This window comes from Streptomyces sp. NPDC058678 (assembly GCF_042714835.1).
Taxonomy (GTDB): domain Bacteria; phylum Actinomycetota; class Actinomycetes; order Streptomycetales; family Streptomycetaceae; genus Streptomyces.
Genome location: NZ_JBHXSG010000019.1, coordinates 26,733 through 41,782 on the forward strand (window position 1 = coordinate 26,733; position 15,050 = coordinate 41,782).

Here is a 15,050-nt window from a genome sequence, read left to right on the forward strand (position 1 = left end):
CGCGGCACCGGGCGAAGGGCACGGCCGTGACCTGCGTTGTCGTACCCGGCTGGCACCATGGCCTCATGAACATCGTGCTCTTTCACTCGACCTTCGGTCTCAGGCCCGCGGTGCGCGCCGCGGCGGACCGGCTGCGCGCGGCCGGACACGAGGTGTGGACGCCGGACCTCTTCGAGGGGCGTACGTTCGAGACGGTCGAGGAGGGCATGGCCTTCAACGACGAGATCGGCAAGGACGAGTTGCTCAAGCGGGCCGTCCTGGCCGCCGCGCCCTACTCGGAACGCGGGCTGGTCTATGCCGGGTTCTCGCTCGGCGCGTCCGTCGCACAGACCCTCGCGCTCGGTGACGAAAAGGCGCGCGGCCTGCTGCTCCTGCACGGCACGTCGGACATCGCGGCGAACGCGAGCGTGGACGAGCTGCCCGTGCAGCTGCACGTCGCCGAGCCGGACCCCTTCGAGACCGACGACTGGCTGAGCGCCTGGTATCTCCAGATGGGCAGGGCGGGCGCGGACGTGGAGGTGTACCGGTACGCGGGGGCCGGCCACCTGTACACCGACCCCGACCTGCCCGACTACGACGAGGAGGCAGCCGAGGCCACCTGGCGGGTGGCACTCGGCTTCCTCGAATCCCTGTAGATCACGGCCTTGCACGGGTGGATCAGGGGGCTCACACGGGGTCGTACGTCCGCTCCACCTTCTGCGTGCCGCTGCGCGTGCGGTACGAGCGGGCCCACGACGAGGTCGCGTCAGGTCTGGTGCGGTCGGACAGGACGTAGTAGTCCATCTGCGCACGGGCGGCCGTGATGTCCAGGACGCCGTAGCCGTGGCGGTCGGTGTCGACCCAGTGGACATGCCGGTTGGCGGCTTTGATGATCGGCGCGGCGACCGCGGAGATCGTGCCCTCGGGGGCCTTCACGATGTCGTCGAGGTTGTCGGAGGTGACCGAGGTGACGACGAACTCCGTGGCCGCCGAGGCGGACAGCGGGTAGGTGCCGGCGTCCACCGGCACGTCGTTGGCCCACGCCATGTGGATGTCGCCGGTCAGGAAGACGGTGTTGCGGATCGCGTGGGAGCGCAGGTGGGCCAGCAGTTCGCGGCGGTCGTCGGTGTAGCCGTCCCACTGGTCGGTGTTGAGGGCGAGGCCCTCCTTCGGCAGGCCGAGCAGCTCGGCGAGCGGTTTGAGCAGGTCGGCGGCGAGGGAGCCGATCGCGAACGGCGAGATCATCACGGAGTTGCCGATCAGCCGCCAGGTGGTGTCGGACGCCTTGAGCCCTGCCTTCAGCCAGTCGAGCTGGGCGCGGCCGGTGAGCGTGCGGTCCGGGTCGTCGACCGAGCCGTTGCCGACGGACACCTGCTGCGAGCGGAAGGAGCGCAGGTCCAGGAGCGAGAGGTCGACCAGCTTGCCGAAGCGCAGCCGCCGGTAGGTGGTGCCCGCGATCGCCGTGCGCACCGGCATCCACTCGAAGTAGGCCTGTTTGGCGGCGGCCTGACGCGCGGACCAGGCGCCCTCGGCCCCCTCGGTGTGGTTCTCGGCCCCGCCCGACCAGGCGTCGTTGGCGAACTCGTGGTCGTCCCAGATGGCGATGACCGGAGCGACGGCGTGCAGGGCCTGGAGGTCGGCGTCGGTCTTGTAACGGCCGTGCCGGATGCGGTAGTCGGCCAGGGTGAGGATCTCGTGCGTGGGCGCGTGCGGCCGTATGACGGTGTCGCGCGTCCCGTACTCGCCGGTGCCGTACTCGTAGATGTAGTCGCCCAGGTGCAGCCAGGCGTCCAGGTCGCCGCGGGCCGCGAGATGGCGGTACGACGAGAAGTAGCCGGCCTCCCAGTTGGCGCAGGAGGCCACGCCGAAGCGGAGGTTCGGCACGGCCGCGTCGGCGGCGGGGGCGGTGCGGGTGCGGGCGACGGGGGAGTCGGTGCCCCCGGCGGAGAAGCGGAACCAGTAGTCGGTGGCCGGTTCCAGGCCGCGTACGTCCGCCTTGACGGTGTGGTCGGAGGCGGCGGTCGCGGTGACGGTGCCCTTGGCGACGATGTTCGTCAGCGCCTTGTCCCGGGCGACGACCCAGTCGACCGAGGTGTCCGGGCCGAGCCCGGAGCCGGGTGCCGCCTCGGCGGTGGGCGTCACCCGGGTCCACAGCAGGACGCCGTCGGGCAGCGGGTCGCCGGAGGCGACGCCGTGCAGGAAGGCGGGGGAGTCCGTGGCCGCCCGGGCGGGCAGGGCGGCGGCCAGCGGGCCGGCCAGGACGGCGGTGGCGGCCGCGGCCTTGACGACCGTACGGCGGCGCGGGGAAAGGGAGTTGAGTTGCTCGGATGCTCTGTGTCGTCTGGTCACGGCCGATCAGGTTACTGATCGGTATGAACGAGAGCGGGCGAACTCGCAAAAGTTCGCCCGCTCTTTGACCGACGATCGCTCTTCGAGCGGCGATCGAGATCAGGCCTTGAGGGCCGCCTCGATCGCGGTGTTGAAGTCGGCGACCGTCATCGGCGCGTTCTTGCTGTTCGGGGCGGTCAGCGTCTTGCCGTCCATCTTCAGGGTCGGGGTGCCGGTCACGCCGCTGTCGTCGAACTTCGCCGACATCTCCAGCGCCCACTTGTCGTAGGTGCCGTTCTTCACGGCGCTCTGGAACTTCGTGTTGCCCTTGAGCGCGGAGACCGTGTCGGCCACCTTGATCAGGTAGGCGTCGTCCTTGAACTTGTCGTCGTTCTCCTCCGGGTGCCACTTCGCCGAGTACAGCGCGGTCTTGTACTCGAGGAAGGCCTCGGGGCTGACGTTGAGCGCGGCGCCCATGGCGCTGAGCGTGTTCTTGGAGCCCTCGCCGCCCAGGCCGTTGTCGAGGAAGCTGGCACCGACGTACTGCACCTTGTACGTGCCGTCCTCGACGCCCTTGTCCACCGTCGCGCCGACGGTCTGCTCGAACTGGGCGCAGACCGGGCAGCGCGGGTCCTCGTACATGACCAGGGTCTTCTTGGCGCTGCTCTTGCCGATGACGACGGTCGTGCCGTTCGTGCCCGTGGTGTTGGCCGGCTTGACGAGCTTGTCGTCCTTCGCGGCATCCCAGTAACCGGGCTTGTTGCCCTGGACGACCGCGTAGCTGATGCCGCCGGCTATCGCCAGGACGGCGACTATGGAGCCGGCCACGATGACCTGCCGCTTGACCTTGTCGCGCTTGGCCTGGCGCTCGCGCTCCTGGCGCAGGCGCTCGCGGGCGGCGGTCTTCGCGGCCTGACTGTTCCGCTTTGCCATGGGTGATCTCCGTAAGGGGACGCGCACACGTCGTGTGCGGAATACGTATGGGGGACTGGTGGTGCTCAGGCGAAAGCGACCGAGCACGGCGGTCCACGCCGTCCCAGGGAGTGCACGAGGATCCGCTCGCGCGCCGTGGCGGTACGGCGGCCGGGGCGCTGCGGGCGGCACACGGAGGGTGTCGGATCCGCGGTCACGGCCACCGCCGCGACCGCCAGCAGGAGCGGCCGGAAGGTGGTCGCGGTCATCGCCCGCAGCAGCTGGGCCAGCGCGCGCTCGCCGCGTCGCAGCCAGGCGGCGGCCAGGAGGCCGACGCCGAGGTGCGCGCCGAGCAGCAGCCAGGCGGTCGCCGGGTCGGCGTGGGCGAGCAGACCGCCGAGGCGGTCGGGGTCGGCGCCAGTCACCCGGGCCAGCGGGGCGCCGACACCGGTGCCGTCGCCGCACAGCAGGTCGAGGCCGACGGAGCGCAGCGGACCGGTGACCGGGCCGCCCGCGGCGCCGTAGCAGACGTGCTGGCCGGTGGTGAACACGGTGTCGGCGGCCAGTTCCAGCGGGATCAGCAGGGCGGCGATCCGGCCGTAGCCGCGTTCGCGGCCGGCCAGCGCGTAGGCGAGGGCGAACACGGCGGCGGCGACCACCGCCACCGTGTTCAGCGGCAGCGGGGCCCGGGACAGCAGGACGTGCGACGCGGTGCTGAGCGTCACGACGAGTGCCGTGAACAGCGCCGCGCGTACGGCTCTGAGCTGAGTCCCGGATATGTCCATAGCGGAGGAGAGTCTGTCACGCGGGCCTGTAAGGGACCCCTAAAGGGTTCCTGTGCGCGGCCGTTCCGTCACAGACCTGGAATCCGGCCGTTGCGGAACAGGTCCACGAAGATCTGGTGGTCGGCACGCGCGCGTGCGCCGTAGCCGTGCGCGAAGTCGACCAGGAGGTCCGCCAGGCCGTCCTCGTCGGCCGCGAGGGCCGCGTCGATGGCCCGCTCGGTGGAGAAGGGCACCAGGGACTCGCCGGACTGGTCGTCCGCCGCCCCGTGCATGGTGGCGGTGGCCCGGCCCAGGTCGGCGACGACCGCGGCGATCTCCTCCGGGTCGTCGATGTCGCCCCAGTCGAGGTCCACGGCGTACGGCGAGATCTCGGCGACCAGCTGCCCCGTGCCGCCCAGCTCGGTCCAGCCGAGCCACGGGTCGGCGTGTGCCTGGAGGGCACGCTGCGAGATCACCGTGCGGTGGCCCTCGTGCTGGAAGTAGTCCCGGATCGCCGGGTCCGTGATGTGGCGGGAGACGGCCGGGGTCTGGGCCTGCTTGATGTAGATCACGACGTCGTTCTCCAGGGCGTCGCTGTGGCCCTCCAGGAGGATGTTGTACGACGGCAGCCCGGCCGAGCCGATGCCGATGCCGCGGCGGCCGACGACGTCCTTCACGCGGTACGAGTCCGGGCGGGCCAGGGACGAGTCAGGGAGCGTCTCCAGGTAGCCGTCGAAGGCGGCGAGGACCTTGTAGCGGGTGGCCGCGTCCAGCTCGATGGAGCCGCTGCCCGGGGCGAAGCGGCGTTCGAAGTCACGGATCTCCGTCATGGAGTCGAGCAGGCCGAAGCGGGTCAGCGAGCGGGCGTCGCGCAGCGCGTCGAGCAGCGGGCCCTGGGCGGTGTCCAGGGTGAAGGGCGGCACCTCGTCGCTCTTGGCGCCGGTGGCCAGGGCGTGGATCCGCTCGCGGTACGCGCCCGCGTACACCTGCACCAGCTCGGTGATCTGGTCGTCACCGAGCGCCTTCGCGTAGCCGATCAGGGCGATGGAGGCGGAGAAGCGCTTGAGGTCCCAGGTGAAGGGGCCGACGTACGCCTCGTCGAAGTCGTTGACGTTGAAGATCAGCCGGCCGTTGGCGTCCATGTACGTGCCGAAGTTCTCCGCGTGCAGGTCGCCGTGGATCCACACGCGGGAGGTGCGCTCGTCCAGGTAGGGCCCGCTGAATATCCTCCCGGCACCCCGCCCGGCGTCCTCGGCGTCGAGATCGTGGTAGAAGAGGCACGCCGTGCCCCGGTAGAACGCGAACGCCGAGGCCGCCATCTTCCGGAACTTCACGCGGAACGCTGCCGGGTCGGCGGCCAGGAGCTGGCCGAAGGCGGTGTCGAAGACGGCGAGGATCTCCTCGCCGCGGTGCTCGTCGTTGAGCTGCGGGACCGACATCGCTGGGTGCCTCCTGGTGCAGGTGGTGCGTGACATGGGGGGCCGGATCGCCCGTCCTCTTGCAACGTCCGACGGTACGCGGGAGTGCCCGCGACTCCTGCTTGAAGGTACGGGGGAGACGCCTCCCGGTGTCAGTGCCGAGGCATAGACTTCGACGCTGTCCCCCCAGACTGTCCGCAGCCTGTCGCCGAGCGTTTTCCATGGAGGCCACGCCGTGTCAAAGCCGCCGTTCACGCACCTGCACGTCCACACCCAGTACTCGCTGCTGGACGGTGCCGCGCGGCTCAAGGACATGTTCGACGCGTGCAACGAGATGGGCATGACCCACATCGCGATGTCCGACCACGGCAACCTGCACGGGGCCTACGACTTCTTCCACACCGCGAAGAAGGCGGGGGTCACGCCGATCATCGGTATCGAGGCGTATGTCGCGCCCGAGTCCCGGCGCAACAAGCGCAAGATCCAGTGGGGCCAGCCGCACCAGAAGCGGGACGACGTCTCCGGTTCGGGTGGTTACACCCACAAGACGATCTGGGCGGCCAACGCGAAGGGCCTGCACAACCTCTTCAAGCTGTCCTCGGACGCGTATGCGGAGGGCTGGCTGCAGAAGTGGCCCCGGATGGACAAGGAGACCATCTCCCAGTGGTCCGAGGGACTCATCGCCTCCACCGGCTGCCCCTCCGGCGAGCTCCAGACCCGGCTGCGGCTCGGCCAGTTCGACGAGGCCCTGAAGTCGGCGGCCGAGTACCAGGACATCTTCGGCAAGGACCGCTACTTCCTTGAGCTGATGGACCACGGCATCGACATCGAGCACCGGGTCCGCGACGGCCTCCTGGAGATCGGCAAGAAGCTCGGCATCCCGCCGCTGGTCACCAACGACTCGCACTACACGTACGCGCACGAGGCGACCGCTCACGACGCGCTGCTGTGCATCCAGACCGGCAAGAACCTCTCCGACCCGGACCGCTTCCGCTTCGACGGCACCGGTTACTACCTGAAGTCCACCGACGAGATGTACGCCATCGACTCCTCGGACGCCTGGCAGGAGGGCTGCGCCAACACCCTCCTGGTGGCCGAGCAGATCGACACGGCCGGCATGTTCGAGGCGAAGAACCTCATGCCGAAGTTCGACATCCCCGAGGGCTACACCGAGGTCAGCTGGTTCAAGGAGGAGGTCCGCCGCGGCATGGAGCGCCGCTTCCCCGGCGGCATTCCGGAAGACCGCCAGAAGCAGGTCGAGTACGAGATGGACGTCATCATCCAGATGGGGTTCCCGGGGTACTTCCTCGTCGTCGCCGACTTCATCATGTGGGCCAAGAACAACGGCATCGCGGTCGGCCCCGGCCGAGGCTCCGCGGCCGGCTCGATCGTCGCGTACGCCATGGGCATCACCGACCTCGACCCGATCCCGCACGGCCTGATCTTCGAGCGGTTCCTCAACCCCGAGCGCGTCTCCATGCCCGACGTCGACATCGACTTCGACGAGCGCAGGCGCGTCGAGGTGATCAGGTACGTGACGGAGAAGTACGGCGCCGACAAGGTCGCCATGATCGGCACCTACGGCAAGATCAAGGCGAAGAACGCCATCAAGGACTCCGCGCGCGTGCTGGGCTACCCGTACGCGATGGGCGACCGCCTCACCAAGGCGATGCCCGCCGACGTCCTGGGCAAGGGCATCGACCTCAACGGCATCACCGACCCCTCGCACCCCCGTTACAGCGAGGCGGGCGAGATCCGCGCGATGTACGAGAACGAGCCGGACGTGAAGAAGGTCATCGACACCGCCAAGGGCGTCGAGGGCCTGGTCCGGCAGATGGGTGTGCACGCGGCGGGCGTGATCATGTCCAGCGAACCCATCGTCGACCACGCCCCCATCTGGGTGCGGCACACCGACGGCGTGACCATCACACAGTGGGACTACCCCCAGTGCGAGTCGCTGGGCCTGCTGAAGATGGACTTCCTGGGCCTGCGCAACCTCACGATCATGGACGACGCCATCAAGATGGTGAAGGCCAACAAGGGCATCGATCTGGAGATGCTCGCCCTCCCGCTGGACGACCCCACGACCTTCGAACTGCTGTGCCGCGGTGACACCCTCGGCGTCTTCCAGTTCGACGGCGGCCCGATGCGCTCGCTGCTGCGCCAGATGCAGCCCGACAACTTCGAGGACATCTCCGCCGTCTCGGCCCTCTACCGGCCGGGCCCGATGGGCATGAACTCGCACATCAACTACGCGGAGCGCAAGAACGGCCGCCAGGAGATCACGCCGATCCACAAGGAGCTGGAGGAGCCCCTCGAAGAGGTCCTGGCCGTCACCTACGGCCTGATCGTCTACCAGGAGCAGGTCCAGAAGGCCGCCCAGATCATCGCCGGGTACTCGCTCGGCGAGGCCGACATCCTGCGCCGCGTGATGGGCAAGAAGAAGCCCGACGAGCTGGCGAAGAACTTCGTCCTCTTCCAGGAGGGCGCCAAGAAGAAGGGGTACAGCGACGAGGCCATCCAGGCCCTGTGGGACGTGCTGGTCCCCTTCGCCGGATACGCGTTCAACAAGGCCCACTCGGCCGCGTACGGACTGGTCTCGTACTGGACGGCGTACCTGAAGGCGAACTACCCCGCCGAATACATGGCCGCGCTGCTCACCTCGGTCAAGGACGACAAGGACAAGTCGGCCGTCTACCTCAACGAGTGCCGGCGCATGGGCATCAAGGTGCTCCCGCCGAACGTCAACGAGTCGATGTCCAACTTCGCCGCGCAGGGCGACGACGTGATCCTCTTCGGCCTCTCCGCGGTGCGCAACGTCGGTACGAACGTGGTCGAGTCGATCATCAAGAGCCGCAATTCCAAGGGAAAGTACGCGTCCTTCCCCGACTACCTCGACAAGGTCGAGGCGGTCGTCTGCAACAAGCGCACCACCGAATCGCTGATCAAGGCGGGCGCCTTCGACAGCATGGGGCACACCCGCAAGGGCCTCACCGCGCACTTCGAGCCGATGATCGACAACGTGGTGGCGGTCAAGCGCAAGGAGGCCGAGGGCCAGTTCGACCTCTTCGGCGGCATGGGCGAGGAGGAGACGAGCGAGCCCGGCTTCGGACTCGACGTGGAGTTCACGACCGACGAGTGGGACAAGGCCTATCTGCTCGCCCAGGAGCGGGAGATGCTCGGTCTGTACGTCTCCGACCACCCGCTCTTCGGCCTGGAGCACGTGCTGTCCGACAAGGCCGACGCGGGCATCGCCCAGCTCACCGGAGGCGAGCACTCCGACGGCGCGGTCGTCACCATCGGCGGCATCATCTCCGGCCTCCAGCGCAAGATGACCAAGCAGGGCAACGCCTGGGCCATCGCCACGGTCGAGGACCTGGCCGGCTCCATCGAGTGCATGTTCTTCCCCGCCACCTACCAGCTCGTGTCGACCCAACTCGTCGAGGACGCCGTGGTGTTCGTCAAGGGACGCCTCGACAAGCGCGAGGACGTGCCCCGCCTCGTCGCCATGGAGCTCCAGGTGCCGGACCTGTCGAACGCGGGCACCAACGCCCCCGTCATTCTCACCATCCCGGCCACCCGGGTCACCCCGCCGATGGTCAGCCGGCTCGGCGAGATCCTCAGCCACCACAAGGGCGACAGCGAGGTGCGGATCAAGCTCCAGGGCCCCCGCAAGACGACCGTGCTGCGTCTGGACCGGCACCGGGTGAAGCCGGATCCGGCGCTCTTCGGTGACTTGAAGGTGCTGCTGGGCCCGTCCTGCCTGGCCGGTTGAGCGGCTGTCCGGCCGAGCAACTGACGTACGCGAGGGGCGCGCCCACGATCGGGTGCGCCCCTCGGTGTGTGCCCGGGCTTCAACGGCCCGTGACGCGGAGGTCAGTTGTGACCGAAGCGCTTCCCGCGGCTCTTGCGGGCCATGGCGTCGGGAGTCACCTGCGTGGCATGTGACGGGGCCTGCGTGTCCACTGTGGACTCCTGGACCGTCTGCTCACCTCGCGCGGACTGCGACTGCTTACGTTCACGGTTCTTGTTCTTGGCCATGGTGATCTGCCTCCTGTGGGGGATCTAGGGGCCAGGGCCGGGACCAGATTCACATAGGCTGACAAGGAGCGCATGTCGGATAATTACCGTCTGTGACAGGGCTTGTCGGGGAGCGATACCTCGAAACGCCACGCCGAAGATCGAGTTCGGGCCGTTAACCCCCTCACGGTCGGGCAGACTCGAAGGAAGCCCGAAGCAAACCTCCCGGAAAGAGGGTGGATCGCGTGGACCGCTGCATCGTCCTGGTGGACGCCGGGTATCTGCTGGGGGCCGCCGCCAGTCTCCTCGCCGGGGAGCCCTCGCGGTCCCGCATCACCGTCGACCACACCGCCCTCATCCAGGGCCTGCGTGAACGCGCCGAGTCCGACACGGAGCGGCCCCTGCTGCGCATCTACTGGTTCGACGGCGCCCCCGACCGCGTCCCGCAGCCCGAGCACCGCAGGCTGCGCGTGATGCCCCGGGTCACCGTCCGGCTCGGCGCCCTGACCCGCAGCGACGGACGCTGGGCCCAGAAGGGCGTGGACGCCGCGATGCACGCCGAGCTGACCGAGCTGGCCCGCAACCGCGCCTGCTCCGACGTGGTCCTGGTGACCGGCGACGGGGATCTGCTGCCGGGCATGATGGCGGCCAAGGAACACGGGGTCGCCGTACACCTGTGGGCCGTGCAGGCCGCCGACGGGGACTACAACCAGTCCGAGGACCTGGTCGCCGAGGCCGACGAGCGGCGGGTGCTGGACCGTACGTGGATCACCAAGGCCGTACGCGCCAAGGATTTCGGCGGTATCTGCGCGCCGCCGCCCGTGCCGCGTCCCGAGATCGCCGCGATCCTCTCCGCGCCGCTGCCCGAGTCCGCGCACGCCGGGGCAGCCGAGCGGTCGGTCGAGGAGGAGCACGCCCCGGCGGCCGCCGTCTCGGAGAACGGCACGCAGGAGCGGGCGCCCGCGGCCAAGGGAGTGCCCACGCCGAAGGACCTGGCCGCGCTGCGCGCGCCCGGCCCGCAGCCCGCCCAGCCCCCGCAGACCGCGACCCTGCGCTGGTCCTCCGACAAAGGGTGGGTCGACCGGCCCGGCGGCGCGGCCGAGCCTCCCGAGGTCGCCTCGATGCCGACGCTCGCCCAGGTGACCACGGCGGAGCAGCGGTGGGCCGACCGGGAGGAGGACATCACGACCGTCGGCGGCGATCCGTTCGAGGTCGGGCAGGTGTTCGCGCGGCGCTGGATGGAGCGGCTCGGTGACCAGGTCCACCTGCAGAAACTGTCCGGGATGTACCCGCGGATCCCGCACCGGATCGACGGGGAGCTGCTGCGGTACGCCGCGCGGTTCGGGCTGCTCGCGCACAAGGACGACCAGATCGACGAGCACGACCGGTATGCGATCCGGGCCGGGTTCTGGCGGGAGATCGATGTGCGGACGGCCGCCGAGCACGCGCCCGTCGGGGAGTGAGATCTTTTCCGCACCAAGTGCCGTAACGGGCCGACCCGGGAGCAAAGCGGGCTCGCGGACCCCGTAGTCTCGTCCCTTGTGAGTACGCGCGCGGCACAGGCACTTCGGCACGGTGACGATGTCGTGTGCGCGGTGCGCGGGCTGACGAAGACCTATCCGGCGGCCCGGGGCCGGCGCGGCGTTCCCGCGACGCCCGAGGTGAAGGCCACCGACGACGTACGGCTGGAGATCAGGCGCGGCGAGATCTTCGGGCTCCTCGGGCCGAACGGTGCCGGGAAGACCACCCTCGTACGGCAGCTGACCGGGCTGATGCGGCCCGACCGCGGCAGCGTCGAGATCCTCGGCCACGACATCGTGCGCCATCCCGAGCGGGCGTCGCGGATCCTCGCCTACCTCGGGCAGGAGTCCACCGCCCTGGACGACCTGACCGTGTCGCTCGCCGCCGAGACCACCGGACGGCTGCGCGGGCTGGAGGCGGCCCAGGCACGGGCCGAGCGGGACGCCGTACTCGACGAGCTGGGGCTCACCCCGCTCGCCGGGCGGCCGCTCAGGAAACTCTCCGGCGGACAGCGCCGGCTCGCCTGCTTCGCCGCCGCGCTGGTCGGGGCGCGGCCGTTGCTCGTCCTCGACGAGCCCACCAGCGGCATGGACCCCGTGGCGCGGCGCGCGGTGTGGTCCGCCGTTGACCGGCGCCGGGCCGAGCACGGCACGACCGTCCTGCTCGTCACGCACAACGTCATCGAGGCGGAGACGGTCCTCGACCGGGTCGCCGTACTCGACCGGGGACGGGTGATCGCCTGCGACACCCCCACCGGTCTCAAGGAGCAGGTCGCCGGCGAGGTGCGGGTCGACCTGGTGTGGCGCGAGTCCGCCCCGCTGCACGTCCCCGAGGTGGCCGCGCTGCGGGACCGGGCCGAGGAGTCCGGACGCCGCTGGACGCTGCGGCTCGCCCCGGAGGAGGCCCGTACGGTGGTCGCCACGGTCACCGGCGGGGCCGCGTTCGCCGCGCTGGACGACTTCACACTGACCACGCCGAGCCTGGAGGACGTGTACCTGGCGCTCGGCGGCGCCGCACGACAGGGGCTGGTGAAGGCGTGAGCCGACCGACCACGGGCGTGAGTACCGTGACCGCCGCATCCGTACGGAACACGACGACTGCCGGAGTGAAACCGAGAGAGGGGAGCCGCGCGACGTGAGTGTCGTACCCGCCGAGGTTCTGCCGGGCAGCGTCCTGGCCGTGGAGGAGACGGTCCGGGAAGCGGCCGAGCTAGGACCGCGCGCACGGCTGTGGCCGGCGCTCGCGGCCGTGTACCGGGCACAGCTGTCCCGCGCGCGGGTGGCGCGGATCCCGCTGCTGTTCGTCGCGACCTTCCAGTCTGTCGGGATCATGGTCCTGATGCGGGGGGTCGTGGACGGCGGGGGCGAGGCGCAGGCCGTGGTCGCCGGGTCGTCAGTGCTCGTCGTCGCCTTCGTCGCACTGAACCTGCTGGCCCAGTACTTCGGCCAGCTGCGCGCCAGCGGCGGGCTCGACCACTACGCGACACTTCCCGTGCCGCCGGCGGCCGTGGTGCTCGGGGCGGCGGGCGCGTACGCGTCCTTCACCGTGCCGGGGACCGTGGTCACCGCGGTCTTCGGTTGCGTGCTGTTCGGGTTGCCGCTCGCGCACCTGTGGGTGCTGCTGGCCGTCATCCCGCTCGCGGGTGCCGCGCTCGCCGGGCTCGGGGCCGCGCTCGGACTGCTCGCGCCGCGTCCGGAACTGGCCACACTGCTGGGGCAGCTGGGCATGTCCGCGGCGCTGCTGCTCGGGGTCCTGCCGGCGGACCGGATGCCGGAGGCCGTGCGGTTCGCGCGGGACCTGCTGCCGTCGACGTACGGCGTCGAGGCCTTCGCCCGGACCTTCGAGCCGAACCCCGACTGGGCGTTCGTGCTCGGTGATCTCGCCGTGTGCGCCGGGGTCGGCGTGGTCTCGCTGGCCGTCGCCACCTGGGCCTACCGCCGGGCGGCCGTCCGATGACGCGCCGCACAGGCGGGCCTGGCACGATGTCAGGGTGACCGCACCGTTGACTCCTCCTCCGCCGCCCCACGAACACTCCTCGCACAGCGCGTGGCAGTCCGTGCCTCCCGGGTACGCGGCCCCCGCGCCGGACGCCCCGTACGGCGCGCACGGTTCGTACGGACAGGACGGTCCCGGGATGAAGACCGAAGTGCGGGAGGCCGGCGTCGTCACGGTGGCGGTGGCGCTCGGCGGGGTGCTGCTCGGGGTGCTGTGGTGGTGGCTGGCGCCGCACGTGCCGCTGGTCGGCGGGCTGGACGAGCAGGGGAACTGGGTCGTCTTCCTCCAGGACACCGAGGGCGAGCAGGCCGTCGGTGTCGATGGAACGTTCACTCTGCTGGCGTTGGCCTTCGGCGCGGTGAGCGCGTTCGCCGTGTTCCTGGTGCGCAGGCGCGGCGGAGTGCCGCTGGTCGTGGCGCTCACCGTCGGCGGGCTGCTCGGGTCACTGCTGGCGTGGCGGCTCGGGGTGTGGCTGGGGCCCACCCATGACGTCATCGCGCATGCCAAGGACGTGGGCAAGGGGGTCACGTTCTCGGCGCCGCTGAGGCTGGGCGCGAAGGGGGCCCTGATGGCCTGGTCGCTGGCCGCGCTCGTGGTGCATCTGGGGCTGACGGCGCTGTTCGGACCCCGGGACCCGGACCCGTACGTCCACCAGCAGGGCCCGGTTCCCAAGGACGGCTACGGGACCCCGCAGGCGTGACGAGCGGCCGGGCGGACAGCCTGGCCGTGATCCGAGCGGCCCTTCGGGGTGCGCCACCCGCGTTGCGCGTTCGCTTCGACACGTCCCTCGTGCGTGACCGGGGAACCGGCCCGCGTCGAGGGGTCACGCACGCCCGATGGAAGCCACCACCGCTGCGGTGAGCTGGGCCAGGTCGTCGGGGGAAAGTTCGACCTCCAGGCCGCGGCGGCCCGCCGAGACGCAGATCGTCGGGTGGGCGGAGGCCGACTCGTCCAGGACCGTGGCGAGCTTCTTGCGCTGACCGAGCGGGGAGATGCCGCCGCGGACATAGCCCGTGGTGCGTTCCGCGAGTGCGGGGTCGGCCATCGCGGCGCGCTTGCCGCCGACCGCCGCCGCCAGTGCCTTGAGGTCCAGCTGGCCGGCCACCGGAACGACGGCGACGGTCAGGGTGCCGTCGACGTCCGCGACCAGCGTCTTGAAGACCCGCTCCGGTGAGACACCCATCGCCTCGGCCGCCTCCTCGCCGTACGACGGGTGGGCGGGGTCGTGGTCGTAGGAGTGGACCGTGTACGGCACTCCCGCGGCCGTCAGGGCCACCGTCGCCGGCGTGCCGCCCGCCTGCTGCTGCTTCTTCGCCTTCTTCGCCATGCGGCCTGATTCCGCCTGTTCCCCAGAGGTCGTACGTCAGTTGAGACTCGTCGGGCCGCGGGTCAGTTCCGCCGCGGGCAAGGACGGCAGATTACGGATGATCGCCGTCTCCGCGCGCAGGAGTTTCAGTTCGTCGCGCAGCCGGGACGCGGTGTCCGGGGCCTGGAGCAGGCGCTGCTTGGTCGGGACGTCCAGCATCATCGCGGCGGCCACGAGGTAGGAGACCACCGACGGTTCGTCCGGCAGGTCCGCGCCGGTGGACAGGGATCGCTCGCGGGCGCCGGCGAGGCGCTTCTGGTACTGGCGGAAGGCCCGCAGCACGCCCTCCGCCAGCGCCCCCGCCTCCTCGCCCGGGTCCTCGGGCAGCTCCTCCAGCTCCGCCGTGAGGAACGGACCCGAGGCGTCGACCGACAGCAGCCGTACCCGGGTCGTGCCCGTAGCCAGTACCTCGAAGGTGCCGTCGGCCCCCTCCCGGATGGTCGCGGCGTCCGCGATGCAGCCGAACCCGTGGAACGCCTTGACCGGGTCGTCGCCGAAGCCGGCCGCGGCACCGTGCTCGGCCACGGCCGTCTGGTCCGGCATGCCGGGTGCGGTCGTCGCCACCTCGTGGCCGTCGCGGATCGCCACCACGGCGAACCGGCGCGGTTCGTCCTCGGGCGTCTTCACCAACTCGCGCATCATGGCGCGATAGCGCTCCTCGAAAATGTTCAGTGGAAGCACGAGCCCCGGGAACAGTACGGAGTTCAGCGGGAAGAGCGGAAGCCGGACGGTGGTCACGACGCAAAA

General features: G+C 70.4%; 13 protein-coding genes. 6 read left to right on the forward strand and 7 right to left on the reverse strand.

Going from position 1 to position 15,050, the window contains the following annotated elements; genetic code table 11:
- Positions 1 to 65 precede the first annotated feature (65 nt).
- Positions 66 to 635: a dienelactone hydrolase family protein gene (locus ACFWWR_RS18950; protein WP_383860348.1), complete on the forward strand. Its 570-nt coding sequence runs from the start codon at positions 66 to 68 to the stop codon at positions 633 to 635.
- 31 nt (positions 636 to 666) lie between these two features.
- Here the strand turns inward: ACFWWR_RS18950 and ACFWWR_RS18955 are convergent, their stop codons facing one another.
- The 4 genes from ACFWWR_RS18955 to ACFWWR_RS18970 form a co-directional block, all read right to left on the reverse strand.
- Positions 667 to 2,328 (reverse strand): alkaline phosphatase D family protein, encoded by a 1,662-nt coding sequence (locus ACFWWR_RS18955; protein WP_383860351.1) that lies wholly within the window; start codon positions 2,326 to 2,328, stop codon positions 667 to 669.
- 99 nt (positions 2,329 to 2,427) lie between these two features.
- Positions 2,428 to 3,240, reverse strand: a complete 813-nt coding sequence (locus ACFWWR_RS18960) for a thioredoxin domain-containing protein (protein WP_383860354.1) — start codon at positions 3,238 to 3,240, stop codon at positions 2,428 to 2,430.
- 65 nt (positions 3,241 to 3,305) lie between these two features.
- Positions 3,306 to 4,004, reverse strand: coding sequence for a hypothetical protein (locus ACFWWR_RS18965; protein WP_383860357.1), 699 nt, complete (start codon positions 4,002 to 4,004; stop codon positions 3,306 to 3,308).
- A 68-nt stretch (positions 4,005 to 4,072) separates the two neighbouring features.
- Positions 4,073 to 5,422, reverse strand: coding sequence for a DUF2252 domain-containing protein (locus ACFWWR_RS18970; RefSeq protein WP_383860360.1), 1,350 nt, complete (start codon positions 5,420 to 5,422; stop codon positions 4,073 to 4,075).
- A gap of 214 nt (positions 5,423 to 5,636) precedes the next feature.
- On the opposite strand from ACFWWR_RS18970, the gene dnaE reads away from it, so the two are divergent.
- Positions 5,637 to 9,176, forward strand: coding sequence for a DNA polymerase III subunit alpha (gene dnaE / locus ACFWWR_RS18975; protein WP_383860363.1), 3,540 nt, complete (start codon positions 5,637 to 5,639; stop codon positions 9,174 to 9,176).
- A gap of 101 nt (positions 9,177 to 9,277) precedes the next feature.
- Here the strand turns inward: dnaE and ACFWWR_RS18980 are convergent, their stop codons facing one another.
- Entirely contained in the window at positions 9,278 to 9,442 is a 165-nt protein-coding gene (locus ACFWWR_RS18980) for a hypothetical protein (protein ID WP_383860366.1), read from the reverse strand.
- Positions 9,443 to 9,666: 224 nt separating this feature from the next.
- Between ACFWWR_RS18980 and ACFWWR_RS18985 the strand changes: the two genes are divergently transcribed.
- From ACFWWR_RS18985 to ACFWWR_RS19000, 4 genes are all read left to right on the forward strand, one after another.
- Positions 9,667 to 10,884 (forward strand): NYN domain-containing protein, encoded by a 1,218-nt coding sequence (locus ACFWWR_RS18985; protein WP_383860369.1) that lies wholly within the window; start codon positions 9,667 to 9,669, stop codon positions 10,882 to 10,884.
- 123 nt (positions 10,885 to 11,007) lie between these two features.
- On the forward strand, positions 11,008 to 11,982 hold the full coding sequence (locus tag ACFWWR_RS18990) for an ABC transporter ATP-binding protein (protein WP_383860818.1): 975 nt from the start codon (positions 11,008 to 11,010) through the stop codon (positions 11,980 to 11,982).
- A 94-nt stretch (positions 11,983 to 12,076) separates the two neighbouring features.
- Positions 12,077 to 12,898: an ABC transporter permease gene (locus ACFWWR_RS18995; protein WP_383860372.1), complete on the forward strand. Its 822-nt coding sequence runs from the start codon at positions 12,077 to 12,079 to the stop codon at positions 12,896 to 12,898.
- 34 nt (positions 12,899 to 12,932) lie between these two features.
- Positions 12,933 to 13,637: an AAA family ATPase gene (locus ACFWWR_RS19000; RefSeq protein WP_384304325.1), complete on the forward strand. Its 705-nt coding sequence runs from the start codon at positions 12,933 to 12,935 to the stop codon at positions 13,635 to 13,637.
- Between the two features lie 123 nt (positions 13,638 to 13,760).
- Here ACFWWR_RS19000 and ybaK read toward each other — a convergent pair whose 3' ends face one another.
- Positions 13,761 to 14,264: a Cys-tRNA(Pro) deacylase gene (gene ybaK, locus ACFWWR_RS19005; RefSeq protein ID WP_383860377.1), complete on the reverse strand. Its 504-nt coding sequence runs from the start codon at positions 14,262 to 14,264 to the stop codon at positions 13,761 to 13,763.
- A 36-nt stretch (positions 14,265 to 14,300) separates the two neighbouring features.
- A complete protein-coding gene (locus ACFWWR_RS19010) occupies positions 14,301 to 15,041 on the reverse strand; it encodes an LON peptidase substrate-binding domain-containing protein (protein WP_383860380.1) in 741 nt (246 codons plus the stop codon).
- Between the last annotated feature and the right edge of the window lie 9 nt (positions 15,042 to 15,050).

Excerpts from the sequence above, each read along its gene's own strand:
- ACFWWR_RS18960 (WP_383860354.1), bottom strand. The coding sequence starts at position 3,240 with ATGGCAAAGCGGAACAGTCAGGCCGCGAAGACCGCCGCCCGCGAGCGC.
- ACFWWR_RS18965 (WP_383860357.1), bottom strand. The coding sequence starts at position 4,004 with ATGGACATATCCGGGACTCAGCTCAGAGCCGTACGCGCGGCGCTGTTC.
- ybaK (WP_383860377.1), bottom strand. The coding sequence starts at position 14,264 with ATGGCGAAGAAGGCGAAGAAGCAGCAGCAGGCGGGCGGCACGCCGGCG.
- ACFWWR_RS18950 (WP_383860348.1), top strand. The coding sequence starts at position 66 with ATGAACATCGTGCTCTTTCACTCGACCTTCGGTCTCAGGCCCGCGGTG.
- ACFWWR_RS18980 (WP_383860366.1), bottom strand. The coding sequence starts at position 9,442 with ATGGCCAAGAACAAGAACCGTGAACGTAAGCAGTCGCAGTCCGCGCGA.
- ACFWWR_RS18970 (WP_383860360.1), bottom strand. The coding sequence starts at position 5,422 with ATGTCGGTCCCGCAGCTCAACGACGAGCACCGCGGCGAGGAGATCCTC.